This is a genomic window from Lysinibacillus boronitolerans JCM 21713 = 10a = NBRC 103108 (assembly GCF_000772935.1).
Taxonomy (GTDB): Bacteria; Bacillota; Bacilli; order Bacillales_A; family Planococcaceae; genus Lysinibacillus; species Lysinibacillus boronitolerans.
Genome location: NZ_JPVR01000061.1, coordinates 27,803 through 53,170, shown reverse-complemented (window position 1 = coordinate 53,170; position 25,368 = coordinate 27,803). Strand labels below are relative to the sequence as shown.

The following is a 25,368-nucleotide window of genomic DNA, read 5'->3' as shown; positions in this document are numbered from 1 at the left end:
TATTTAAGACATGATATTTATCTGTTTCCAGCTTCTATACCAATCCTCAATCTCCTCACTTGGTTCCACTGCCAAATGCTCTTGAAGCGTCTTTTTTAACAGCCAGTATTGCTCCTCAACTGCGGCTGTATTATTAAGCAGATCGTAAAGTTTCATTAAAGTAAAATAGTTATCCTCGGCATCAGCGAATAGTGCTTGGACTTTTTCCTGCACCTTTATGGCGGCAATATAACTTTCATTTTTTATGTAAAATTCGCTTAATTGCTGAGCATGGTACAACCATAGTCTTCTTAAACGTTCTCTTTCACTTTCCGCCCATAAATAATCACAATCTCCTAAATAATCACCTGTATACATCTGGAATACTTGTTCATGTTCATCGACTGTTGTCTGTTGTATTGGAGGTAGCAATTTTAAGCGAGATAGCCATTGTTCTACATCCACCACAATATTTTCAACTACTAGTTTGTAGCCAGAACTTAGCAAAGGACTTGAAATTTTCACGCCCTCCACCCCATAGTTTTTTAATGTTTTCCTTATTGTATAAATGGCGGTATACAGTTGTTTTGATGCTTTATCAATATCAGACTCTGGCCAAAATAACTCTAGAATCGTATCACGGAAAATCATTTCATTTTTATGCTCTAGCATGTAAGCAAATAGTTCTTTAGCTTTGGAAGTTCGCCATTTAATCGGTTGTGTCCGACCATCTGGTAAAACAACATGAAGGCCACCAAAAAGCTTTATTACTGTTAGTCTAGGCTTAATTTCTTTTACTTTGTTATTGATTTGGTCTAGCCTTTCTAAAGTTTTTTCTAAACGTGAAATTTGTACAGGTTTTAATAGATAGTCGATAGCATGTAGATTAAATGCATCAATAGCATACTGATCAAAACCTGTAGTAAACACAATCTCAACATTAGGTACTATTTCTTGAATTTTTTCACCCAATGCTAAGCCGTCCATATCAGGCATGACAATATCTAAAAATACAACATTTGGTTGCAGGATCTCTATATCTTTAAGTAATTCGAAAGAATCTGTGTATTCTCCAACTATTTCAATTCCCGAGACATTACTTTTTTCAAGCAAGGTTTTTAGTCTCGTTAATGGTAAATATTCATCATCCACTAGCACGATTCTCATCTGTTCCCCTCCTTAAAAACTATTCCTTGTATTATTATCGTTCATTTTTTGAAAGAATTGATAGGGAACTGTTACTATTGAAGGAGAATAGAGCCTATTTGTCGAAATTTATTGTTTATGATAAAAAAGAAAATTTTCTCTAAAAAAATTACCATAATGCTCGTTGCCGGATTGTTTTTTTGCTTTCTTACACTTCTACGTTTTATTTGGATGGATTTCACCAATACTGCAAAAGGAGTAGCTGCTACACAAGGGGCTATTGATTTAAGAGGACTTGATACTAACCATGATTTTAAAATTAAGCTACAAAAGGAATGGGAACTATACCCTAACCTACTCCTTGCTTCAGAAGGTGTTAAACCATATACACAAGATAAAATACCTCTACAATATAAAAAAACAGGCAATGTATTAACCTCACATCACCTGTTTTCTCACTATAATTCTATTATCTTTATCAATATGATTCCTAAAATTATGCCATTCTACTATAAATTTTATAACCACTATACCTATTCACCCAAAAAGGGCATAAAAAAATCCTAGGCTATGATAGAATTAATATACTACCAAATATTAGTTGGGTTACAGTTCTATATACATTAACTATTAAAATAGGAGGCTTCTCCAAGATGAAAAACAAAAAAAAATTAGTATTACTGTCTTTAGTGGCCGTTCCCTCCCTTCTTTACAGCACGCCAGCATCGGCTACTGAGATATCAAAGCCAGCCTACATACTTGCTAACTACAATGCTAATGTGGCGAATGTTGTACAACTAATTAACAATATTAACAATACAACAGCTACCTTCCAAACAAATTTAGAGGCCGCTTTAAAGGCTTATAATGCTTTAACGGGAACAGAAAAACAGTATGTCACGAACTATTCCACATTGTCATCACATCAGCAGACAAGAATTGCTTATCGAAAGCTTGCAGCACAAATTGAAGAGAAATTAAATTCTGTGGATTCTACATCCGCTAATTATTATCAAAATGTTATTGAAACAAGAGATTGGTATAATACCTTGAATGCAGCACAAAAAACCTTTGTAAGCGCATCTGCGCAAAAAATATTAACTTCCTATATTGCACCAAATACATCTGTTGAAAAGGTAGTCAATAAAATTCAATTGATTAATTCATCTCGTCTCTCATTCCATAAGGATGTAGCCGATGCCCGCGCAGAGCTTAATATACTGCGTAAGTTTTCTAATGCTTCTTTACCTGTAGGTATTGAACAGTTGTTACTTGATGCTGAACAGCTTGTTGTGAAGGATAAAGCGGCAGCTAAAGAAGTGGAAAACGCAATTGCAGCTTTATCACCAAAAACGTCTACAGCTCAGGATGTGCAGGCAGTCAAAACATCTTTTGAAGCATTAACACCTGTCCAACAGCAGCTCGTGCCAAACGTTTGGACTTTAGTGGATTTTGTACAAGGAAAACACACACTTCCTACAAAAGATAACATACCTAAAAAACCTGATTTATCAGATACAGCAGCTATTCCTGGGAAAACAACTGCAATGACAAAAAATAAAAATACTTATAGAGCCAAAATAAATGTAGCCACATCAGAAATTGACACGGAACGTTATATTCTAACAACAAAAGACAAAATGACCATCATCATTCCACCACTTTATACACTTGTCAATGAAGATGAAGGGGTAATGGATATTCAAGTTACAAAAAAGGCAAACCGAATTACACTTCAAGCTACATTGAATAAAAAACCAGTAACCTTTGATGCCAATATGGAAATCATAATTGAAGGTTTATCAGCAAATTCATCCATCGTTCGCTCAAACGATGTGGGTAAGCGAGTACCTGCCGATTTCATCATCAGTGGAAATCGTCATATTATCCAAACAACTACATCTGACACATTCCAAATCCTAAACAATTAAAATATAAAGCACTAAAGAAATACCAATGAGAAACGATGTTGGTTTCTTTAGTGCTATCTTTTCTCCGTTCAATTTAGAATTAGTTTGAAAGTCAATACTAGAACACCACCGAGTGAAGAACCCCAAAGAATAGTAGATAATATATATCCACTCATGGTCTCTTGCATGATTGGCAGTTTATCGCCAACAGTAGCTAATAGTAAGGCTGTTGTTAATGCCTTATTCACACCAATTATATCTTCTGCCAGCATCTCCCAAAACGGTGCACCTCTACTAGATATAAACCTCGCAATAGTATATATGGAGCCTGCTAGCCATTAGATAATTCAAGAATTATCATACAGCTTATTTGGCATAGATTAAGACAATCCCTACTAAGAAGTAAATACCTGCTATGATATTAGCTCTTGTTACGCCAGGTTGTTGTTTTTTCATGCATGGTTTCCTTCTGTATAGAACTGGGTTGCTTTATTGCACAAAACACTAACAATACGACGATTAGTGTCAAAACACCAAAAATTAGCCATGCTCCTCTCCACCCTAACTCAGGAAGTTGATGAAGCAAGAAAGGTACCAACAAACCTGATAAAAGCATCCCTATCCCAGCTCCACTCATTAACAGTCCCATGACCGACCTCGTTTCTTAGGGTGCACTCCCAACACTGCAAGGAACAGTGTGATGGCAGCCCACCAGAAATTTGCAACAAACACCAATCCTATTAACCCTAAAATGGCACAGGCTCCCCCTACTAACAGAACATTTTTTGCACCAATGTGTGTTGTAAAGCTCCAGAAAGACCTACTGTTAGTACATAACCTAAAAACAGCATTGTTCCTAAGTAACCAGATTGAATGGTTGTGAGACTCAATCCCTCCTGCATAAACGGCAATATAACGCCATATGCCATGCGACCAAATCCCGTAGTTGTAACAATTAATAGCATTCCTGTTATGACAAACATCCAACAATTTTTCATTTTTTACCCCCTTTCATTACACACGAATCTTAGTCCAATGAAAGGTCCATTCTCCACCAATGGAAGGATACTTATACGGTAAAACGGATTTTATTTTAAAGTTACAGTTAGATTTTTGGATAAACCTTAATGGCCCTTTTTCATTTTATCCATTGTTCTAGGCCATTGACTAATTTATGCTAGCCTATATCGATAATGATTATCATTTACGGAGGAAGAGACATGAAAAAATTAAAGCGACATATGCTCATTTATAGCCTATTATTACTGGTTAGTATCATACTAGCTGCTTGTGGTTCTACCAATGAAGAAACGAAGAAGGAAGAGACAACAACATCAGAATCAACAACTCGTGTTTATAAGGATTATTTAGGTCATGAGGTTGAAATTCCTGTAGATCCTGAGAGGGTGGTTTATCATGGAGAAGGATACGGTGATTTACTTGCATTGAAAATCAAAACAGTAGGTGCTGGCTTCTCTTGGATTACAAATTACGCTTGGGAAGATCGCGTAAAAGATTTGGAGGACGTTGGTTTTCCTATTAATGTGGAAAAAACATTGTCATTAAAGCCTGACCTTATTATTATTGGTACTTCTGATGATAAGACATATTCACAGCTTTCTAAAATCGCTCCAACTATCGTGTTTGATACTTTTGCGCCATTAAACCAACGTTTAACCGAGCTGGGCGATATACTTAATAAAAAAGAAGAAGCAGCTCAATGGATGGATGCTTATACAGAAAAAGCGGATAAAATGTGGGAGTCCCTTGTAGCTGATGACATCATTAAACCAGATGAAACGGCATCGGTTTTAACATATTATCCAGGAGATCGATTATTTGTCATGGCACGTGCTGGACTTTCTCAAGTTTTATACGATTCAAATGTGCTTAAGCCTGGTGACAAAATACAAAAAATTCTTGATGATGGTACAGGCTTTGCTGAAATCTCTACAGAACTTCTTCCTGAATATGCTGGTGATCGAATTTTCATCCTAACACCAGCCGATGATGAAGCAAAACAATCGACAAAGGAAATGATGGAAAGTCCAATTTGGAAGAACCTACCGTCAGTGAAGAACGGTCATGTCTACACGATTGATATTGAAAAAAGTGATAGCGATGCCTCAACAAGAGAATGGCTGTTATCACAATTACCTAATATGTTAAAAAAATAGCTAACAAGAGACATTTCATCTTAGTTGAAATGTCTCTTTACTTTTTATACAATACATTTAATTGATAATCATTTTCATTTACTAAGGAAGTGAACAGATGGAAGACAACAAATCAGCTTCTATTAATAATGATTTACTATTTCATTTTGAAAATATTGACTGTATTTCGCAGAGCTATCCGTTTATCTTGACTTCTCATCATACATTGATACTTTTTACAAATGGCTGCGGGACATTGACGATTGATGATATTCCCTATTTGGTGACGAAAGGAAAGATTTTTCTTGTACAGCCTCAAACTATGATTGATATATCGGATATAAACAATGGTTACTGTTTCTATAAAATTGCCTTTTCAGCCTTTCAGCTAAAACATAAGCACCCTTCTCCACATCTAGGATCTATTTTTTCTGATGAAGTGGAATATACAATTTATCCTTATACACGATTAATTCGTCTTACCGAAGATCTGTATAATATAAATCCTAAATTGGATTTTCTTAAACAACAAGGACTCTTGTATGAACTATTAAATTTATTATTTGAACATCAGCTTCATAAGAACTACCAGATGACAATGACAAAAGCAGTTGAAGAAACCATTGACTATATACATAACTATTTTCAACAGCCTTTAACAGTGAAAAAGCTAGCGGAACTCGCTCGTATAGCTCAATGGCAATATAGTACGATCTTCCAAACCTTAACTGGGAAGAAACCGCTAGATTATATTACAGATTTACGTCTTACAAATGCCAAGGAATTATTGCTACAAACAAATGAGCCATTAAAAGATATTGCGCAGCAAGTAGGATTTGATGATGAATATTATTTTAATCGCCGCTTCCGACAGGTATTTGGAATTCCTCCAAAACAGTTTGCACGACAATCTAAACAAAAAACTGTTGTAAAAGATTGGACAGGACACGAGGTAGCCATTCCTCGCTCACCACATCGTGTTATTTATCATGGAGAAACGTTTGGGGATATGTTGATTTTTGATGTGCAACCAATAGGTGGTGACAAAAACTCTATTAGTAAATCCTTCTATAAAAACCATGTTCCTTATATTCAAGATGTTGCCTTTCCAATCAATCTTGAAAAATCTTCGAAGCTGAACCCTGATTTAATTATCATTACAAATAGTGACGAGCAGCAATATCAAGAGCTATCTTCTATTGCACCAACGATTACCCTAAATTCCTGGGATTCATTAGAGGAACGGGTTCTTTTATTAGGACGGTGGCTTAGCCAACAACAGCGTGCAGAAGATTGGCTAGAACACTTTAAAACCCAAGAAAAAACGATGTGGCAGCAGCTTCAAACAGTTGTAGAGCCTGGTGAATCGGCATCTGTTTTGACTTTTGATCATGGCAAACGCCTTTTTATTATGGGCTGTACAGGTCTATCCACTGCCCTTTTCCATCCAGATGGATTTCAGCCTCACCCACAAGTCAAAAAACTACTTCAAGCAGGCGAGGGGTATAGAGAAATACCAATAGATCACTTACCTCAGTATGCTGGTGACCGCATCTTTATGTTGTTATCTGATAAACCCGAATCGCAAATGGCTACGATTGAATTGATTAATAGCGACATTTGGAAAGGACTCCCTGCTGTACAAACTAACCATGCTTATTTAGTGGATGCAACAAAGTGGAATTACGGAGATGCCTTTACAAGAGAGAAGTTACTCGGTGCATTGCCAAAGCTATTGGTTACTGCCAGGTAATTCTCATACTTATAATAAGGGGTGACATTCATATATGAAAACGGAAAGTAGAACAGATACGACAACTCAAATATCACTAAAGGATATTCGAGATTATATTGCTAAAAACCATCATCAACCTCTCACGATTGAGCATCTAGCACTCATTTCGGGTCTGAGTTCCAGCTACTTTGGAGAGGCATTTAAAAAGGCATTTGATCAAAGTGCAACAGATTATTTAACGGCGCTACGTATTGGACATGCCAAGCAATTACTGCGTGATACCGATTTATTACTTCGTGAGATTGCTAGAAAAGTAGGTTACAGTGACGAATTTTATTTTAGCCGAAAATTTAAAAAGGAAGTTGGGATTACACCTTCTGCTTATAGTAAGATGGCCCGCAAGCGTATCTCTACTTTTTCGGTCTCCACTACTGGAAACTTATTAGCACTTGGAATCCTACCAGTTGCAGCTCCTTTAGATGCTAAATGGAGTCCTTATTATTACAATCATTATCATGAGAAAATTCCAGTCTATGTTAATATATTTGATGCAGAATCAGAGGACAACTTCAAAAAATTAGCCTCTGCAAAGCCAGATATTCATATTTTTCAAGAAGAACCCTCCCTCTCGATGCTTGATTGGCTTCAAACTATTGGCATCGAAAATGTCTATATTCAAGCAAAAGATTGGCGAACACAACTAAGAGAAATAGCTATAGCTGTCAAAAAGCAAAGCGTGGGTGAGCATTTCATACAGTCCTACGAACAAAAGGTATTAGAGGCAAAGCAAGAAATTAAACGAGCGACCAAGGAAGATAGTTTTGCCGTTCTACGATTATGTGGCGATCAATTATTTTTATATTGTAATAAAGGAATTCAGGATGTACTGTTTACAGATTTGCAGCTTCGCCCTATCAATGCCCAACAACAAACATATAACGAGCATATTACACTTGATCAGCTAGTCAATTTAAACCCTGACCGTTTACTATTTATCATTTGTCCAGATTCACCAACCCGACATTATTGGCTTACTCTACAATACCTTGATCGTTGGAAAGAGCTCCGTGCTGTAAAAAATGGACATGTCTATGTTTTACCTTCGAATCCTTGGTTTGAATACTCAGCAATCGCTATAAACCGAATGCTAGATGAGATGTTGCTTATGCTAACGGGAAAAAATCCAAACCCTTTTCCTGTTCCCGTCCATGGTAACGTATCTGACGGTGATTTATAATTCCATTTGAGAATGATTATCACCGGAAGGAGACTTTAATGAACAATGAAACGAAATTGCCGTAATCAATGTCAAATAAATATAAAATCGGGCTATCTATTAGCGATGTTTTTGCTAACTATCAGCATACTAACCGCCTGCAATATCCCGTCAAACAATGAAGAGGAACAGAAAACACAGTCTAACTCCGAAAGTACAAAGGAGCAAAGTGTTTATCCGTTGACAATAAAAGATGAGGTCGGTAATGAAGTAACACTACCTGCTAAGCCTACTAAAATTTTTGCACCTGTCATGGAGGATTCGCTACTAGCTCTTGGTATCAAGCCAACTATGCAATGGTCTAACGGTGTTAAGCCACAGCTTTATTTACAAGATCAGCTACAGGGTATACCAGAAATTAGCTTTGCAAGCGGTCCGCCTTCAGCCGAAGCCATTATGGCAGATAAACCAGACTTAATTATTTTGCACAATTCATTTTATGTGGAAAATGGCACCTATGAAAAATATGCAAAAATTGCACCAACCTATGTTTTTAAAAATGCTGCAAGTGATTTAGAAGGCTCTATTAAAATATTAGGTCAACTACTTGATGAACCAGACATGGCTGAGCAAGCTTTACAGGATTATCAAGAAAAAGTAGATGCAGCAAAAACAAAGCTTTCCTCTATAACAAACGGTAAAAAGGTTGCGTTAATTCGCTTTAATGCAAAAGGGATGTTTTTCATGACGGATGAGTATTTTAGTGGGTATGTCTTAACACATGAATTAGGATTTGAACAAAGCAGCTACGTGAAAAATGGTGCCTTCGAAGTATCATTGGAGATTCTACCTGAGCTGGATGCCGATTATATTTTCCTAATCAATGATGGTAATCTTGGGGATGAATTTTTAAATGAGTTGAAGAACAGTAAAATTTGGCAAAGTACAGCAGCCTTCAAAAACAGTCAAGTATTTGAGACATCCGAGGATTACTGGCTAAATGGCGGTATTCATGCTCAAGGAAAAGTGATAGAGGATGTATTGGAGTTTTTAGCGCCATGACAATAATGACAAAAAAACCTTATACATCAGAAAACTACTTTGAGGTTGCCATGACGTCTCGTCAACAGCTAGATTATCGCATTTTAATTGCAGCCCCAACAGATGAACTACCAGCGGATGGTTATACTGTTATCTACGCCTTAGATGGGGACGCCCTTTTTCCAACGCTTGCAGAGGCAGTAAAATTACAAACACGTAAACCAAAAGGCTATGATCCCACTCTTGTTATTGGCATCGGCTATCCCTCAAAGGAACCTTTTGATATGGAACGACGCTGTCACGATTTTACACTACCTGTTAGCGAAGAACATCTGCCACCACGTCCAGATGGAGCACCTTGGCCTCCAAACGGTAAAGCCAATGAGTTCTTAGATTTTATTGAACACGAGCTCATGCCTACTATAGCAAAGGAATGGCCTATCAATAAAAAGAAGCAAGCGATTGTCGGTCATTCCTTAGGCGGTCTTTTCACACTATATGCTTTATGTGCAAGACCCCATTTATTTAGTCATGTAGTAGTCGGAAGTCCCTCTGTTTGGTGGGCTAACAATGCCTTACTAAAAGAAATAGATACATTTTCTAAAGGTTGGAAAATTCAGCATACTATTAATCTCTTAATCACAATCGGTGCTAACGAGCTGCCAGATATGTTAGAGGGAGCTGATCTAGCAGCTGAACAAATGAAGCGTTTAAGCAACCAAAACATTCATACTAATTATGTGAAGTTTGATGAGGAGGACCATGTGAGCGTTCTACCTTGTATGCTTAGTCGCCTTCCACGTTTTTTAAATTCCTAGCAGAAAAACCCAAGTGGTAATCATTCCACTTGGGCATTTTTATAACATTTACTTCTCTTTCTCTAAACGATCCTTGAACATGCAAGCGATCTCCTGAACCTGTGATTCTAAGTTGAATACTTTATTATTTTTAACTACTTCAATTGACAATAGTACAGTGCATTTATAAGAAAAGCTGTGAGGAACCAGTCATTTAATAACGACATTTAGTTCTACTATCATTTAATCAAGAATATCGCTTTTTTATACTAAATGGCTTATTAATTTTTCGCATTCCTTATTTTCTTTTTACGGATAACCTTAAATAAAATGGTTACGATGATTATAATCATTATAAAACTTAAATACGGGATCCACCATTTAATAGTTTCAACAATTCCCTCTGACAATCCAAAACCCATTAGAAATTCAGTCATATTATCTACTCCTTTATTTAAGCCTATTGTCTAAAATTACCTGTTTCGCACTTTGATAAGTTGCAATGAAATATATTACATATAACAAGAAAATAACACCAAAACTTACAAACATATTCTGTTTGATAGAAACTTCAAAAAACGGTTCTAATTTTTCTAATACAACCTTAGTAGTAAAGATTGATATGAAACTAGCTAAAATTAAAGGTGAAATGAAATAAAATCCAATTTGTCTAAATAACAACCTATTAATCATTTTTTTGTCTGCACCAATTTTTGATAATGTCAGGTATCTTTCTCTGTTATCCTGTGTTTCTGTTAATTGCTGTAATGCTAGTATTGATAAAGTGACAATCATTAAAATTATTCCTAAGTAACTGCTAATAAAAGCTATTACTCCAAATACGCCAAAGTAAGTGTCTTGAATCACGCTCTTAGTTACATAATAAATATCTCCTTCTAGAGATTTTTCAACCCATTTATTATTCATTATTTTATAGACCATGCCCTCAATTTCTTGAGAGGGAAAAACACCATTTAATAAGAAACTATCAGGATTCATATAATTTTTCGTATTATCTGGCACAACCACTGTTCCTACATCATTTGCTCTTGTTGAATTTGTTAAGTATGTAATGTTACTAAATATTTTTTTGTTTGCAGGAGTGAGTTCCTTATCACCAATTCTTATTTTCCCTTCTTTATTTAAGAAAAATTGAATATGTTTATTAAAGGGTTCATAGTTTGCATTAATTATGAAATTATTTCCTCCTAACTGAATTTCATCTTGTCCAGATAATTTCAATATTTTATTGTAATCTGTTTCCGTTATTAAAGTAACTTGTGACATAAGTATTTCTTGTTCTAAATCAGATAGTTCTACTTGTTGCTCTTTAAACAATTCTCCATAAGTTAAATCTGCATTAAACAGCATTATCTCTACATAACTTTTAAGATTTTCTTTAAGTGGAATGCCATCTTGTTTTGCTGTTTCTAAAAGATCCTTGTTATCCTCATATGGTTGTACAATTGTTAAGTCAAATGGGGTTGCCGTGGTAACTTGTTTATTCATAGAACTTGTGACACTAAATCCTGTCCCTAGAACAACCAGTGAAGCTATCAGTAATGCACTTAAAATACTTATTACTAGAAAATTAATTTGCATTTTACTTCCGAATTGTCGAAACAAAAATGAATTTAGTTCTTTAAAATACAGCTTTTTATTTCTTTTAGCCAAGAACACCATCACACCGGAAATTGTATAATAAAACAAAATAATACCAAGACCAAGAAGCGAGACTATTACAGTTAAATAATTCTTATCAAGTCCGAATTTCATTAACAATAGTATTCCAGTAGTTATTAAAGTAATTGCTACTAAAAAAAGACTACTTGTCGCCCATTTGTTATAGACCTTTAACTCTTGATTTTTACGATTCGCAATTAATAAATCAATAAGTTTAATGTTCATAATATTACGGGTATTAAAAAGTGCTACTATAATATAAATAATTGAAAAACTTATAATAGTTTCTTTTATAGCTTCTTTTGATAACAATAATTTATAACCTACTGCATCACCTACAAACATTTTCAATGCTAATATTGAAATTACTTGTGACATTAAAAATCCTAGCCCAATGCCTATAATTAGAGCAAATAACCCTACCAAAAAAGTCTCACCTACAAAAATAAAGGATATCCTCCATTTACTCATCCCTAATGTCATATAGATACCCATTTCTTTTTTTCTTCGCTTCATTATGAATTGATTGGCATATATGATGAGAAAAGCAAAAACAATTGCAATAAACCTAGTTAATAGCCCAATATACGTAACTAATGCATCCCCAAAAATCTCCATAGAATAATTTAAATCATTTAAAGCTGGTTGTGATGATACTGAATTAAATGCATAGAATAGGCTGACACCTAAAACAAGAGTAAGAAAATAGATAGCATAATCTTTAATACTTCTACCTACATTTTTGTATATCAATTTAAAACTCATCATTGATATTTCCTCCAAGTAGTGCAACAACCTCCATTATTCGATTAAAGAAAGCTTTACGATCATCTTTTCCTCGTATTAGTTCATTAAAAATTTCTCCATCCTTTAGAAAAATAATCCTTCTGCAAAAACTAGCATTATAAGGATCATGAGTTACCATCAAAGTAGTGGCATCTTGTTGCTGATTTAATATTTCCAAATTTTTTAGCAACATTTTAGCAGATTTACTATCAAGAGCCCCGGTTGGCTCATCGGCTAATAATAGTGTTGGCCTTGTAACAATTGCTCTCGCTGCCGCAATTCTCTGCTGTTGTCCTCCTGACATTTGATATGGATATTTGTACAATACTTCCTTTATATCCAAAGCGGCGGCAACTCTATCGACTTCATGTTCAATTTCATTCACTGGATAATTAATTATAGATAAAGCCAAAGAAACATTTTCAAACGCAGTTAGTGTGTCTAGTAAATTATATTCTTGAAAAATAAAACCTAATTTTTCACTTCTAAATTTTGATAATTTATGGCCCTTTAATTTTGTGACATCTTCGCCATCTATAAATACATGACCAGCTGTAGCAGTATCAATGGTTGAAATACAATTAAGTAAAGTCGATTTACCGCTTCCACTCGGCCCCATAATTGCTATAAAATCCCCTTTTCGTACTTCAAATGAAACGTTTTTTAATGCATGGGTTACATTTCCCTTATTACCATACACCTTTTCAATATTTTCCACTTTTAATATTGCATTCACTTTCCATTTTCACTCCTTTTATGGATAAACCAACCTTTTACTACCATAATATTACCATGCAACGAATTAACAAAAAATCGATTATTGTATCATATTATTACCGTTTTGTAAGTTTATTTGCTATGCACTATAATATAATTAAATAGTATAAATAATGGAAATAAAACCATTCATTGGTTTGATTAAGGGGAGATTAAAAGTGAAAATATTCATTATCGAAGATGATCCAATTATCAGAAAGGAACTTTTTGACTTTCTAGAGAAATATGGATATGAGTGTATAAGTGGCGATGATTTTACAAAAATTGTAGAAGATGCTCTACAAAGCATGCCACATTTAATTATTTTGGATCTTAACCTTCCTTATCAAGACGGTTTTCAAGTGTGTCGTGAAATTCGGAAATTGTTATCTGTGCCCATTATTATAGTAACTAGCCGTGATACTTCCTTTGACGAACTATTAAGTCTTCAAATAGGAGCAGATGACTTTATTACAAAACCATATGATTTACAAATCCTTTTGGCTCATATTCAATCTGTTTTAAAGAGAACATATGAAATTTCCAAAAGTGCTATCCTTTCTTATAAAGATTTAACTCTCGATATATTAAAGAGCAAAGCTTTTTATAATAATACAGAAATAGAACTTACAAAGAATGAATTATGTATCCTTAGATTATTGATGATGAATAAAGGAAACGTAGTTTCTAGAGATGAAATAATGAATGAGCTTTGGCAAAACGGAGATTTTGTTGATGAAAATACCTTAAATGTTAATATATCGAGGTTAAGGCGCAAATTAGAATCAATCGGTTTAAAAAAATACTTATTAACGAAGAGAGGACAGGGTTATCAGTTATGAGTTTAATTGAATTTTTTAAGGAAAAACAGTTAGCAATATTTTTTCATTTACTATCATTGCTTATTATCTCTAGTGTCCTCTATTTGTATAATGGAAATGGAAGTTTAGTAATAATAATAGATTTGATTCTTCTATTTTTCTTTTTCACACCCATGTGTCTGAAATACTACCAATTAAAGAAGTATTACGATGAGATAAAAGATATTTCAAAACGAATCAAAGAAAAAACATATATTGCAGATATTGTAGAAGAACCCCCTTTTTTTTCAGGGAAACTCTTCTACAACATCTTAAATGAAGCAACAAAATACATGAATGATTGTATTTTCACTTTGAAGAACTCTCAACGTGATTATACCGACTACATTGAACTCTGGGTGCATGAAATAAAAACACCGATCACTGCACTAAAGTTAATTATAAGTAACCATAAGACGCCTGAAAAAATCCTTATTCAAGAAGAACTATTAAAAGTAGAAGGTTATGTTGAACAAGCTTTATATTATGCAAGAAGTAGTACTTTAAATCAGGATTATAAAATAGAAACATTTACACTTGATAAAGCTGTAAATTTAGCCATTAAATCACTATCCCTAAGTATTATTCGTGCCAATGGTAGTATATATAAGGATAATCTTGATTTAAAAGTCACATCTGATTCAAAATGGATTATTTTTATAATAAAACAATTGATAGATAATGCTATCAAATATCGTCATAATCCACTTAAATTATCCTTTATTGCTAAAAAAGTAGAAAACGGTACTTTATTGTTAATATCAGACAACGGTATAGGTATAGATTCAGCTGATATTGAGAGAATTTTTAAACGTGGGTTTACCGGAACCAATGGTAGAAACTATGTTAAATCTACTGGTATGGGTTTGTACCTTTGTGAAACCTTGTGCAAAAAATTAGGGTTACGCATAAGTGTAGATTCTCAAGAAGATAGTGGCACTACATTTAAAATATATTTCCCTGATAAACTGCGAATATTCCAATAATCTAAAGGATTTATAAAAATATTATTTCAAATCTCTTTTTTTGATTATATAGAGACCTATTATATAAATCACTACTGAAAAGAAGCTTAAGTAAACAATATCATTAATATTGTAGTATAGAGTAGAAAAACCATCAGAAGCAATGAAAAATGGTGTATTCTCCATAATCGTTTTCATCCAACTTTCATCTCTTTCTACAATTTGTATACCAATGCTATATAAAAAAATATATAGAACATATCCAATTATTAATGAGTAAACGCGATTAAACGTAATAGAAATTGTAAATATACCCACTGATAAAATAGAAGAGAAATAAACTATATATACAATCCAAACTGAGAATAGCGTACTTAGGATCTCCATACTAGAGAAATGTTTACCTATGAAAAATTGAACGGTTAATCCAATTAATATATTAAAAATGCCATATAGAGAAGTATAAAATAAAAATGAAATACTTTTAATATGAATTATTTGACTTCTACTATACACACTACTAAACACCATTTTTGAAGTTCCAAAACTGAACTCGGATCCTATCATATTACTGCCTAAGTAAATAAAGTAAATTTGTAAAATAAATAAGGAAATACCAATATTTCCGCTTAACTCTATGCTTTTATTTAAATTCATATGGTAATAAAGAACATTATCAATAATTGTTGCAATACATAATATTATTAAAAAAACGTATGTAGAGGTATCAAATATTTTTTTTATTTCCATTCGGCTTATAGAAAATATTCCAGTCATATTATCGATCTCCTAAATTTCCCTTTTATTAATAATTATTAAAGATACCAAAAATAATACTAAGCCTGTTAATGCTAAACAAATATTATTTGATACTGATAAATTATTATATTGCATTCCCTTATAAACCAAAGCCAGTGGATTCTCTTTAACCCAAAGAGCAAATTTTGTTGTAGGGTCTAATTTTATTAAAATAATACCTCTAATCATACTCTCAAATGAAAACATAAAAATAATGGAAATAATTGTTGCAATTTGACTGAACGTAATAAACCCAATGATGAAAGATAAGCTTGAAACAAAAAAAGAAATAAGTAAATAATTTATTAGATTTGTAAATATATCGTGTGTAAGATTAATCAGAGTAAATTCATTATGTTCCAATATCCACAATAAATTTGCTAGTAATCGATGAATAGTTCCTACAATACATCCAATTAAAAGCAATGAAAGTAATTTTGATAGAACTATATTTATACGTGAGAAAGATCCTGTGAATATAATTGTAGAAGTTTTTAATGAAAACTCTCTGGACATAATAAAAGAGGGCATAATGAGAATAAGATAGTACGAAATATCACCAAAGTGATTGTAATATGTTTCCAAATCGGAGGTGGATGGGTTCAACGGCCTTTTTAGATAAATTAAAATAGTGTACAAAACTGCAATAAATAAACTTGACCAAATGCCATATCTTTTGAATAATTGTTTAACCTCTAATATTGATATTCTTATAGTACTATTCAATCTTATTTCCCCCCATTAATTCAAAAAATCTCTTTTCTAAATCTTTGCGAAGAGGATAAATAGCATTTATACTAATGTTATTTTTTACTAAATCTACTATAAGAGAATCAGAATCCTTATAGAGATATTGAAATTTTACTTTACCTTGATCGATTTCTATAAAAGGTATGTTTTGTATATCATTTAAATAGTTTTTTACCATTTCTATTTTTTTAGTTTCTATGATAAATTCAAGTATTTCTCTATCAGTCTGTTTTTCTGCTTTTAAATCAATATAATCTACTACAGTTCCCTTCTTCAAAAACAAAACTTTATCACAAACAGCTTCGATCTCTGACAAAATATGGCTGGATATAAGAATTGATATCCCTCTCTCTTTTGAAACTTTTTCTAATATTTCTCTTATTTCAGCAACTCCTTCTGGATCTAATCCATTTGTGGGTTCATCTAAAATTAATAATTTAGGATTATTAACTAGTGCCTGTGCAATGCCTAACCTCTGTTTCATTCCTAAAGAATACCTTTTTACCTTCTTATGAACAAAACCTTCAATCCCTAATAAATGCACTACAGATGATACATTATCTCTATCAAATCCCCCTGAAATCTCTGCAAAATAAATAAGGTTATCCATTCCACTCATATAAGGATAAAAACTGGGGTATTCAATCAGTCCTCCAATACGTTTTACATGAGATTGTTGTAAAGGTTGCTTTTCAATATCAAACCGAACCTCTCCCTCAAACTTTGTTATTAATCCCATAATTATTCGCATAAGTGTTGTCTTTCCTGCACCATTTGGTCCAACTAACCCTATTACTTCACCTTTCGGAACTGAGAAGGAAACATTATTAATTACTTTATTATTTCGATAACTCTTTGTGACGTTCGACAATGTTAAAATATTACTCATTTCTTTTCCTCCTTGTAATGCATCTCATCTATTAATTTTACTAATTTGCCATAAAAATGATTTATAACTACATTTTATTAAAATAAGTATTTATTGTAAAATAATAACATTTATAAATATTATTCTTTCATAAAAAGATATAGCAAATTGTAATTAAGTAGTTTTTCTCCCTAGCTGAAATAGGGTGGATATAATTCATTTTATTGAGAAAAAGTAAAAAATAAGTGTTAGTTTTGTGGTTTATTAAAGTATATGTATTCTAATAACGCAAAAAAATGTTAGACCAAACTTGTAAATGGTCTAACATTTCTTCTTTTGCCCCAGCCTCTTTGTTGTAACTTTACTGTTTTCAGGAAAAACTAATGTCTAACCTTCCCTTTCCTTCACAGCAGGTAAGGAGATCCACAATTTCGTGTAATTTGATATAAAACGATAATGCAACTGAAATGGATTACTTCATGAGTTCTACTATTTCTTAATGTGTAGGACAGGCAAGATCACTTTATAAAAATCAAATAATACTCTAGCTCATCCTCTTTTAGAAAAATATCTAAGAGCGTTCCTTTGCTACCATGTATGACTTGAAATTGCTGAATATACTCAATTTGATTGTCCTAACATAAAGCACTTTGATAGCAGCAAGAGTCCACATAATGCACCTAACTCCTCCTATCTACCTTCTTGCAATTACTACTATAATTGAAAATGATTCTCGAATAAAAGACTGCGAATGTTCACAATTTGACCAACGATTGACACTGTGAAATTTAATTGACCAAAAAAACACCCCTCAGTATATACGCTGAAGGGTGTTGGTGACTATTATGGTTTAATATCAGAGCCAATTTCAAAGTAACTATTATTCATATTATTTTGATTTTTGGCTAATACAATATTACCGAATTTATCTAAAGTGAATATAAAGAAATTATTGCCTTTTCTAAAGATAGGGTTATATCCAGGAGTAGTCGATACAGGAGCAGTTAAATCCAATGTGAATTGCTTTCCTGCAGGGTTTGTTGCTGATAATACACCAGTTCCATACACTAGTATAGAATTGTTAGGTGTGTTAGGGTCTTTAACCAAATCAATTACTAGCTGTGGATCAATTTTAGTTGCTGAGCCCGTAACTGCATAATAATATCTTTGTTCGTATGATAAATCGGCATCAATGTTTACAATAGCGCGCATTGTTTTTGAAGCTGGAACATTGCTTGTACCTATATTTGTACCTGTCACTACTGCATCCTCAATGCTATTTGTAACTGCACCTTGATGTACATATTTACCAAAGTCATTGACATCAAATTTATTACCAGTAAATCCTGTAATTTGATAGTCTACTGCATCATCCTTCATTTTCACTGTAAACGTTTTGTCCATTGTACCAGACGAAGATGGTTTTATAATTAAATAACTTTCATCTGTGGTTTTTGTACCTCTTGTGTAAGAAACAAATTGGTATTCTGATGTTATGTCATCACCATTTTCATTTTCAATACTTAACAAGCTTAAATCATTTATAGTAGATTTGCCATTCGAATCACGCATAATAGCTTCACTAAAAGTGATTGTAAATGTTTCATTAGGATTACGATAAACTATGTTCTGTTTCTTTTTCCCATCGACAATTTTTTCGAACCGTGGTGGTGTACCATCTGAATAAAAGTTTTGTTTCATCCAGCCATTTTCTGTTTCATCATGATTATTACCGCTTGAATCAGCTGTGTAAACAGTAAAATTACCGTACGTATCTTGTGCACCAAAGTAGACAACATATTCTGTATGAGGGGTTAAGGAAATTCCACTCATATCTAATATACCTGAGGCACCTTTACCACTCTTTTTAATAGAAGGACTGGATTTTAGTTTATCTTCTAATTGTTTTCTTTCTGCAGCTGTGTTTATTGTAAGTTTTGCATCTGGATTTTCACTACCATCAGCATTTTTCTTTGGTACAAACCAATAATGAAGTTCTGTTGTCTCATCAGTATTAAAGCTAATAGTAGCTTGTTTATCATCGGGTCCTTTTATAGTACCTGATTTTAACACTAAATCAGAAATTAAAGGCGCCTTAGAATCTCCAATCATTTCTCTCGATGTGATTTTAGATATTTCTCCACCACGATCTTTTAAAACCATATAAACAGAATAGCTTAAGAATGGGTTAAGTTTGTCTTTCGAAATAGTAATTGGGAATTTTTTGGTTTTTTCTTCTAAATCAGCTGGTCCAGAACCCATTTCAACATAAATATCTTTACCATCTATTTGGAAATATCCGGATTTTGATGATGAATCTGCAGCAAATTCATTTACAAAATCACGCTCTGTAATTCCTTTGTCCGTTAAATATTGTTTAAATGTTTTAGTTTCACCATTATCAACAACAGTATCAGGTAGCATCATATAATAGTACGTACCAGCCTTACTTGGTTTAAACTCAACTTCTACTCGTTTGAAATTATCCGATTCATCCGGTTTATTTACAATATTCTCTATGTTAATGACAGGCATTTCAAATTTTTCATGGACGTATTCCGCAAAGTTACGGATATTTCCACCGGGTTGTACTGTATTCGAATTCTCAAAATCATTCCCTGCTAAATCCTTGACACCAGGTAAAATCGTTACGCGTAATGTATCCTTGTAAACAAATCCGGTTCCTGAAGGGATGGTAAATAATACTTTTTTGTCACCTTCTTTGTATTCCACAGAAGAAGGTTTAATTTTTTTCTGACCTGTTGTATTAACAATAACTGTTCCGGATAAATCATAATTATTTACATCTCGCGCACTTTCAGGATCTAAAGCCTCATTAAAATAAACATAAAATTGGTTTACTTTACTTGCAGGTTCAAGCTTCACATTGTCTACAAACGGATGAATATTATCAAGCTCTTTCGTTGTAAAATCCTTAGCTACAGCAGGGTCTACTGAAAAGTTGCCTGATTCATCTTTCATTACTACATAAAGCTGATAGCCTGTTTCAGCCTGTAAGCCTGTTAAAATTTCTGTTATGCCTAATGCGCCAGCCTTTGCTTTCCCTTTACCCGTTGGATTGGCAACAATATCTGCTGTTGTTGGGTCAGGTGCTGTCGTTTTTGGGCGTAAATAATAGTAATAGTCTCCAGGTTCACTTGCAGTAAACTTGAATTCAGCTCTTGTTCCACCATGTAAAGGCGTAACTTGTAAAGATTTTACTACTGGTGGTGATGCATCTTTCATTTGGAAGGATTGAGATACAATATCTGATGCATTTTTCGATCCATCTACTACCATAATGTAGATAACATATTCTTTTTTCTCACCTAAATTAGAAACCTTAATAGTATTCTTACCTTTAATGGCTGCACCAGTTCCATGTGCTACATTCTTGTTTGAAAGACGGTTGACCATTTCACTTTTATTTGGTGCCTCTACATCCTTTTCACGCACAATGTAGTAGTAGGTACCGACTTCATCTGAAGTGAAATCTACTTGTATCTCACTACCATTTAGTAATTGGAGTTCCGTAATACTAACAAGAGGTTTTGTTTTATCATCAGGATTTTGGTTCTCATTATCGTCTTTATCGATTGGTTTGCCATCTGGATCAGTAATTTCCCCAACATTATCTTTATCATCTAAGAAGTCATCGAAGATATCATTCGGTGACACGTCCTTAGGTAAAATAACTTTATCAATATACGTATAATCTCCAATATCAATCTTGCCATATGCATTATCAACAAATAATGTGCCGATTCGACCATCAATATACAGCTCAAGATCTGTATAGCTATTGTAATTAATCCAATCTATATTTCCTGAACCATAAATTGTGAGTTTTGTTTCAGTATTTAAATTTAACGTACCAATATTGCCTTGAATTTCAAACTCTCGCACATTTCCAATGATGTCTACTCGTGGTAGTTTTGTATTTGTTTCAATTTTTGTACCCGTTTGAGAAACGACGAGTCGAGAAACACTGCTGTTATAGAATTCAAGGTACTTTTCAACATTTTTCATTTCCTCTTTTTCTTTAGACCAATTGACAAATGGCTTGTCATTATCAGTATTTGGTTTTGTCCAATTTTGAAGATCATTCGAATTGTTGCTCGACGAATCTTCTCCTTTATTGTTATCTGGATTCGACCAATTGATAAATGAGATATTGTTACTTGCTACACGTCCAAGAGCTAATGGTTGATGGTTTGCAGCACCTATATGCAATGGTGGGCGAACTGTTTCATTGACAAACATTGTCCCTGTCAATGTCATATTAGAGAATTCAATATAGTTACCATTTACAATAATCGTTGCACCAAAAGATCCGTAATTACCATCGAAATCAAGTGAACGAGAACTTGTTCCACTTGCATTAAGCGTTAGCTTTGAAATGGATCGAATTACTTTCCCTGAAAGATCACCCTCAATGTAGGCACCTTTTAAGACAGGTGCATTATAGTCGTTAAAAATATGAGAAAGATGTTCTGGAATTGTGTAAGATTCACCATTTACATAAACTGTATCATCTTCAACACTTGTAATTTTGAATGATGTTTCATTGCTCTTCTTCTCCTGTGAACCTACAACAAACGAAGCAAACTGTCCACGGGTTACTGGAGCAAACGGTGAGAAAGTAACCGGGGTTGTACCCTCGGTAATATTTAAGTCAATAACTGTTTGAATATAGAGAGCGTTACTTGTTTGGCTATTAACATCCTTAAAAATATTATTATAATTTTGGGATACCTCTAAATGGAATCCAACCACTACCATTTTGGCAAGTTCGCCTCGAGTAATGACTTCATTTGGCATAAATGTTCCGTTTGAATAACCTGACATGATGCCTGCGTTTTGCAATGCAGCGACATATTTATAATATTCGCTACCTTTAGGTACGTCTTTAAAATAAGGATCTTGGATATTTTTCGTATCCAATTTTAAAACAGTTGCCAACATTTTCGCTGCCTGTCCACGTGTTACATTCACATCTGGACGAAATGTATTGTCGGCAAACCCTTTAATTACCCCTTGTGAATATAATTTTAATATATCGTTATAATGATCTGTGTACTGGTTAATATCCGTAAAGGGAGAAGAAGCCGCTGCTGCTTTTGGTGGTGGTACTACTACAGCAATCCCACTTGAAGCAAATACTGTTGCAATCAAGGCTTTATTTACTTTTTGGATTTTAGATTTATCCATTCCACTCTTCCTTTCGCTTATGTATTTTGATACGTACAAATATCATTTTGCTCATATCCTTTATATCGACCAAAGGCTAGTGAACCTTCATAGATAAGTTTAAAATAGTCAGGTAAAATTCTTAATACTTATAATAGTTTCAGACTATGCTAATTTCTTTGTCGAAAAATAGTTTCAATTCCCCTTAGTAACCCAGGTAGGATTGATTTCTAGGGATTACTTTTACACTTCTTATGAGCGGGGGCAACTCTTTATGGATCACTTTCTTACTCCTTATGAGCGGGGGCAACTCTTTTGTGATCACTTTCAGACTCCTTATGAGCAGGAACAACCCTTTTTGATCACTTTCAGACTCCTTATGAGCGGGGGCAACTCTTTTGTGATCACTTCCTCACTCCTTATGAGCGGAGGCAGCTCTTTTGTGATCACTTTCAGACTCCTTATGAGCGGGGGCAACTCTTTTGTGATCACTTCTCCACCCTCTTTGAGCGGATTCCTCACTTTTGTGATCACTCCCACACTCCTCATTAGAACAACCTAATTATTCCCAAGCATTTCATAAGGATTCTACCCTATTTGTATTCCCCACCAAATATCAAATGAACTTCACTAAAGCACTCAACAAAAAAAGCCAAGGAGCATCGGTGCTCGCTTGGCTTTTGACGATATATAGGCATGCATCTAGTCGTACTTGGCTGTCATAAGGGAAAGGGGGATAACCTTACGTCTTGTCAAGTCGATCAAGAGATGTGGCCCGAGTTACATATCATTTGAACATGTTTAAAAGTCATGTGGCGGATGACTTATACATAGCTTGCCCAAATGATGTTTGCATTAATCATTACCCCAAAAATTTGCGTTGTAAGCTCTTTTATTATATTTTTTTTAATCCTTTTTTGAGACTGCAACTTTTACTTGATTGCGCCCTTCTTGTTTCGCTAGGTAAAGTGCATCATCAGCCGCTTCAATTAGCGCTTCAGTTGTATTTGCCATCGCTGGATAGACCGCTATTCCTGCAGATAATGTTATTGGTCTACCACATGGACTGACTGTATCGGCTAAAGCTTTTCGTAGTTGTTCAGCAACTAGTGTTGCTTCCTGTGCCGTCGTATTCGGAAGAAGCATGACAAATTCCTCGCCACCGTACCGGCAGCAGACATCGCCTTCACGAGCTACTGATTCCATTTGTCTAGCTAAAAATTGTAGAACTTTATCGCCTATTGCATGTCCATATGTATCATTCACACTTTTAAAGTGATCTAAATCTAGCAAAATAATGGCATGAGGTATCTTATTTGCTAACCACTCAGCAAGCATTGAATCCATTGTACGTCGGTTCGTAATACCCGTCAGTGGATCAACAGTAGATTGATCCTTAAAAAAAGAGACCTGTCCATGTAGGAACGATAAACTTCGAACCAATGCATTCTTCAAAGAATAGGCTTCAAAGTACCATCCACTTACAGATTTTAAACCTTCAACATTTTTCTTATCTAAACTTTCTTCTGTTAATGATGCTAGTTGTTGTAAAGGATTCGCAATACGTGCTGCAGCCCAAAGTACAATGATGATCGAAACAATCATAAGAGGAACAGATTTTATAATGACCTCCTGTACACGATCAAATGAAGGTGCTAATGCTACATCTAAAGGTTTCTGTGCAACAACTCCCCACCCTGTCGATGCCACTGCACTATAGCCAGCTAGCATTTTCACACCTTTTGTATTTTCAACTAGTTGAGCACCATCCTTGCCGGATGTAACAGCTTGAACCACTTTATTTTTGGTTACAACGTCATTAATACGGCTTGGATCTTGATGATAGATAACTCGTCCATCTGAATCAACTACATATACGTAAGAACCATCCTTACTATAATGTTCTCCCAATAAGGTTTTAAAGGCATTAGGTTCCTTTAAATAAATAGTGCCAGCAATCATTCCTAAATATTCATTGGACTCTGAGAAAATAGGGTACGATATAAAAATGATGAGCCGCCCTGTCATCGCCTCATATGGCTTAGAAATAATTGGTGTCTTTTTGGCTAATGCCTCTTTAGCGCCAATTGATGTTAAAACCTCTCCTTTAATCTCTATAGAGGGTGGGGAGACAGATAAAACAAGTCCCTTTGCATTTGTTATAACCACAGAATTGAACATTTGATTTTGCAATCTCAATCGCTCTGTTTCCTGATTCAATACTTGTTCATCATCCATTTTCGTCCTGATCTGATCCGCACTATATCCTAAGATTTGAAAAGCCTCATGTAGATAGGAATCAGCCGTTGAGGCCAATTTTTGAGCATAAACTCTATTCGTTTCTAGCGTATTTTCCTTAATGGAATCAATGTTCATCCTATACCCGCCCCAAACACTACCAATGCTTGTAAAAAAGAATGCCGCCATCGCTACGCCCATTATAAGATGCTTTAATTTTAACTGATGCGATTTCATTTCTGCCCTCCTGTTTATATTTTTTAATATGTATATTTTGAGAGATTCTTTAAACAATTAGTGCCTATTATAAGCAAAGACTCCTATAGGTAAAAGTAACATGTATTAATTGTGTAAGAAGAATCCAATACACCTCTAGGATTGTAACAATAAAAGAGGTCGTATCCTATAGAATCTAGCAAACAAAATTCCAACATTTTAGATACTTAGATTAAATATTCTAACAGCTGACTCTAATTATCTGAAATTTGATAGAA

The 25,368-nt window shown here is 34.1% G+C and carries 22 protein-coding genes; 9 read left to right on the top strand and 13 right to left on the bottom strand.

The annotated features are described in order from the left end of the window. Positions 1-3 precede the first annotated feature (3 nt). Entirely contained in the window at positions 4-1,146 is a 1,143-nt protein-coding gene (locus CD31_RS04195) for a response regulator (RefSeq protein WP_036075961.1), read from the bottom strand. A 117-nt stretch (positions 1,147-1,263) separates the two neighbouring features. Between CD31_RS04195 and CD31_RS04190 the strand changes: the two genes are divergently transcribed. Both CD31_RS04190 and CD31_RS04185 read left to right on the top strand, forming a co-directional pair. Continuing rightward, positions 1,264-1,692 carry a hypothetical protein gene (locus CD31_RS04190; protein WP_036075959.1) on the top strand — a complete coding sequence of 143 codons (429 nt, stop codon included), beginning with the start codon at positions 1,264-1,266 and terminating at the stop codon, positions 1,690-1,692. A gap of 86 nt (positions 1,693-1,778) precedes the next feature. Continuing rightward, the gene (locus tag CD31_RS04185; protein WP_036075956.1) at positions 1,779-3,056 is read left to right on the top strand and encodes a hypothetical protein; all 1,278 of its coding nucleotides are present in this window, start codon (positions 1,779-1,781) and stop codon (positions 3,054-3,056) included. Positions 3,057-3,124: 68 nt separating this feature from the next. On the opposite strand, the gene CD31_RS22695 is transcribed toward CD31_RS04185, so the two are convergent. The 3 genes from CD31_RS22695 to CD31_RS22685 form a co-directional block, all read right to left on the bottom strand. Next, positions 3,125-3,283, bottom strand: coding sequence for a hypothetical protein (locus CD31_RS22695; protein WP_167334354.1), 159 nt, complete (start codon positions 3,281-3,283; stop codon positions 3,125-3,127). Positions 3,284-3,456: 173 nt separating this feature from the next. Continuing rightward, positions 3,457-3,684 carry an MFS transporter gene (locus CD31_RS24150; protein WP_052125319.1) on the bottom strand — a complete coding sequence of 76 codons (228 nt, stop codon included), beginning with the start codon at positions 3,682-3,684 and terminating at the stop codon, positions 3,457-3,459. A gap of 121 nt (positions 3,685-3,805) precedes the next feature. Then, positions 3,806-4,033, bottom strand: a complete 228-nt coding sequence (locus CD31_RS22685) for a hypothetical protein (protein ID WP_052125318.1) — start codon at positions 4,031-4,033, stop codon at positions 3,806-3,808. 222 nt (positions 4,034-4,255) lie between these two features. Here CD31_RS22685 and CD31_RS04175 point away from each other — a divergent pair, with 222 nt between their 5' ends. The 5 genes from CD31_RS04175 (at position 4,256) to CD31_RS04155 (ending at position 10,001) form a co-directional block, all read left to right on the top strand. Beyond that, a complete protein-coding gene (locus CD31_RS04175; RefSeq protein ID WP_244905093.1) occupies positions 4,256-5,212 on the top strand; it encodes an ABC transporter substrate-binding protein in 957 nt (318 codons plus the stop codon). Positions 5,213-5,309: 97 nt separating this feature from the next. Then, complete coding sequence (locus CD31_RS04170; RefSeq protein WP_036075953.1) at positions 5,310-6,944, top strand: helix-turn-helix domain-containing protein; 1,635 nt, start codon at positions 5,310-5,312, stop codon at positions 6,942-6,944. A gap of 34 nt (positions 6,945-6,978) precedes the next feature. Next, positions 6,979-8,163 (top strand): helix-turn-helix domain-containing protein, encoded by a 1,185-nt coding sequence (locus CD31_RS04165; protein ID WP_036075952.1) that lies wholly within the window; start codon positions 6,979-6,981, stop codon positions 8,161-8,163. A 45-nt stretch (positions 8,164-8,208) separates the two neighbouring features. Next, the gene (locus tag CD31_RS04160) at positions 8,209-9,204 is read left to right on the top strand and encodes an ABC transporter substrate-binding protein (protein ID WP_036075951.1); all 996 of its coding nucleotides are present in this window, start codon (positions 8,209-8,211) and stop codon (positions 9,202-9,204) included. Next, positions 9,201-10,001 (top strand): alpha/beta hydrolase, encoded by an 801-nt coding sequence (locus CD31_RS04155; RefSeq protein ID WP_036075950.1) that lies wholly within the window; start codon positions 9,201-9,203, stop codon positions 9,999-10,001. The genes CD31_RS04160 and CD31_RS04155 overlap by 4 nt, the downstream gene beginning before the upstream one ends. A gap of 260 nt (positions 10,002-10,261) precedes the next feature. Here the strand turns inward: CD31_RS04155 and CD31_RS23490 are convergent, their stop codons facing one another. The 3 genes from CD31_RS23490 to CD31_RS04145 are packed head-to-tail and all read right to left on the bottom strand — an operon-like array spanning position 10,262 to position 13,185. Further along, positions 10,262-10,417, bottom strand: coding sequence for a hypothetical protein (locus tag CD31_RS23490; RefSeq protein WP_016995528.1), 156 nt, complete (start codon positions 10,415-10,417; stop codon positions 10,262-10,264). A 13-nt stretch (positions 10,418-10,430) separates the two neighbouring features. Continuing rightward, the gene (locus CD31_RS04150) at positions 10,431-12,431 is read right to left on the bottom strand and encodes an FtsX-like permease family protein (RefSeq protein WP_036075948.1); all 2,001 of its coding nucleotides are present in this window, start codon (positions 12,429-12,431) and stop codon (positions 10,431-10,433) included. Beyond that, positions 12,418-13,185, bottom strand: a complete 768-nt coding sequence (locus tag CD31_RS04145; protein ID WP_036075947.1) for an ABC transporter ATP-binding protein — start codon at positions 13,183-13,185, stop codon at positions 12,418-12,420. The genes CD31_RS04150 and CD31_RS04145 overlap by 14 nt, the downstream gene beginning before the upstream one ends. Before the next feature lie 199 nt (positions 13,186-13,384). Between CD31_RS04145 and CD31_RS04140 the strand changes: the two genes are divergently transcribed. Further along, positions 13,385-14,047 (top strand): response regulator transcription factor, encoded by a 663-nt coding sequence (locus CD31_RS04140; RefSeq protein ID WP_036075945.1) that lies wholly within the window; start codon positions 13,385-13,387, stop codon positions 14,045-14,047. Next, a complete protein-coding gene (locus CD31_RS04135; RefSeq protein WP_036075941.1) occupies positions 14,044-15,051 on the top strand; it encodes a sensor histidine kinase in 1,008 nt (335 codons plus the stop codon). The genes CD31_RS04140 and CD31_RS04135 overlap by 4 nt, the downstream gene beginning before the upstream one ends. Before the next feature lie 21 nt (positions 15,052-15,072). On the opposite strand, the gene CD31_RS04130 is transcribed toward CD31_RS04135, so the two are convergent. From CD31_RS04130 to CD31_RS04105, 6 genes are all read right to left on the bottom strand, one after another. Then, positions 15,073-15,807: an ABC-2 transporter permease gene (locus CD31_RS04130; protein ID WP_036075940.1), complete on the bottom strand. Its 735-nt coding sequence runs from the start codon at positions 15,805-15,807 to the stop codon at positions 15,073-15,075. A gap of 12 nt (positions 15,808-15,819) precedes the next feature. Continuing rightward, positions 15,820-16,554: a hypothetical protein gene (locus CD31_RS04125; RefSeq protein ID WP_036075938.1), complete on the bottom strand. Its 735-nt coding sequence runs from the start codon at positions 16,552-16,554 to the stop codon at positions 15,820-15,822. Further along, on the bottom strand, positions 16,547-17,467 hold the full coding sequence (locus tag CD31_RS23765) for an ABC transporter ATP-binding protein (protein WP_036075937.1): 921 nt from the start codon (positions 17,465-17,467) through the stop codon (positions 16,547-16,549). The genes CD31_RS04125 and CD31_RS23765 overlap by 8 nt, the downstream gene beginning before the upstream one ends. Positions 17,468-18,289: 822 nt before the next feature. Then, positions 18,290-22,657, bottom strand: coding sequence for an S-layer homology domain-containing protein (locus CD31_RS22680; RefSeq protein WP_052125317.1), 4,368 nt, complete (start codon positions 22,655-22,657; stop codon positions 18,290-18,292). 315 nt (positions 22,658-22,972) lie between these two features. Further along, positions 22,973-23,170, bottom strand: a complete 198-nt coding sequence (locus CD31_RS23485; protein ID WP_036075936.1) for a hypothetical protein — start codon at positions 23,168-23,170, stop codon at positions 22,973-22,975. A gap of 372 nt (positions 23,171-23,542) precedes the next feature. Then, positions 23,543-25,111, bottom strand: a complete 1,569-nt coding sequence (locus CD31_RS04105) for a sensor domain-containing diguanylate cyclase (protein WP_036075934.1) — start codon at positions 25,109-25,111, stop codon at positions 23,543-23,545. Positions 25,112-25,368 lie beyond the last annotated feature (257 nt).

Bases quoted from the DNA above. Each gene is read 5' to 3' on its own strand.
- CD31_RS04135 (WP_036075941.1), top strand. From the start codon at position 14,044: ATGAGTTTAATTGAATTTTTTAAGGAAAAACAGTTAGCAATATTTTTT.
- CD31_RS04150 (WP_036075948.1), bottom strand. From the start codon at position 12,431: ATGATGAGTTTTAAATTGATATACAAAAATGTAGGTAGAAGTATTAAA.
- CD31_RS23490 (WP_016995528.1), bottom strand. From the start codon at position 10,417: ATGACTGAATTTCTAATGGGTTTTGGATTGTCAGAGGGAATTGTTGAA.
- CD31_RS04130 (WP_036075940.1), bottom strand. From the start codon at position 15,807: ATGACTGGAATATTTTCTATAAGCCGAATGGAAATAAAAAAAATATTT.
- CD31_RS04195 (WP_036075961.1), bottom strand. From the start codon at position 1,146: ATGAGAATCGTGCTAGTGGATGATGAATATTTACCATTAACGAGACTA.
- CD31_RS22680 (WP_052125317.1), bottom strand. From the start codon at position 22,657: ATGGATAAATCTAAAATCCAAAAAGTAAATAAAGCCTTGATTGCAACA.
- CD31_RS22685 (WP_052125318.1), bottom strand. From the start codon at position 4,033: ATGAAAAATTGTTGGATGTTTGTCATAACAGGAATGCTATTAATTGTT.
- CD31_RS24150 (WP_052125319.1), bottom strand. From the start codon at position 3,684: ATGGGACTGTTAATGAGTGGAGCTGGGATAGGGATGCTTTTATCAGGT.
- CD31_RS23765 (WP_036075937.1), bottom strand. From the start codon at position 17,467: ATGAGTAATATTTTAACATTGTCGAACGTCACAAAGAGTTATCGAAAT.
- CD31_RS04165 (WP_036075952.1), top strand. From the start codon at position 6,979: ATGAAAACGGAAAGTAGAACAGATACGACAACTCAAATATCACTAAAG.
- CD31_RS04160 (WP_036075951.1), top strand. From the start codon at position 8,209: ATGAAACGAAATTGCCGTAATCAATGTCAAATAAATATAAAATCGGGC.
- CD31_RS04190 (WP_036075959.1), top strand. From the start codon at position 1,264: ATGATAAAAAAGAAAATTTTCTCTAAAAAAATTACCATAATGCTCGTT.
- CD31_RS04105 (WP_036075934.1), bottom strand. From the start codon at position 25,111: ATGAAATCGCATCAGTTAAAATTAAAGCATCTTATAATGGGCGTAGCG.
- CD31_RS04155 (WP_036075950.1), top strand. From the start codon at position 9,201: ATGACAATAATGACAAAAAAACCTTATACATCAGAAAACTACTTTGAG.
- CD31_RS04170 (WP_036075953.1), top strand. From the start codon at position 5,310: ATGGAAGACAACAAATCAGCTTCTATTAATAATGATTTACTATTTCAT.
- CD31_RS04185 (WP_036075956.1), top strand. From the start codon at position 1,779: ATGAAAAACAAAAAAAAATTAGTATTACTGTCTTTAGTGGCCGTTCCC.
- CD31_RS04175 (WP_244905093.1), top strand. From the start codon at position 4,256: ATGAAAAAATTAAAGCGACATATGCTCATTTATAGCCTATTATTACTG.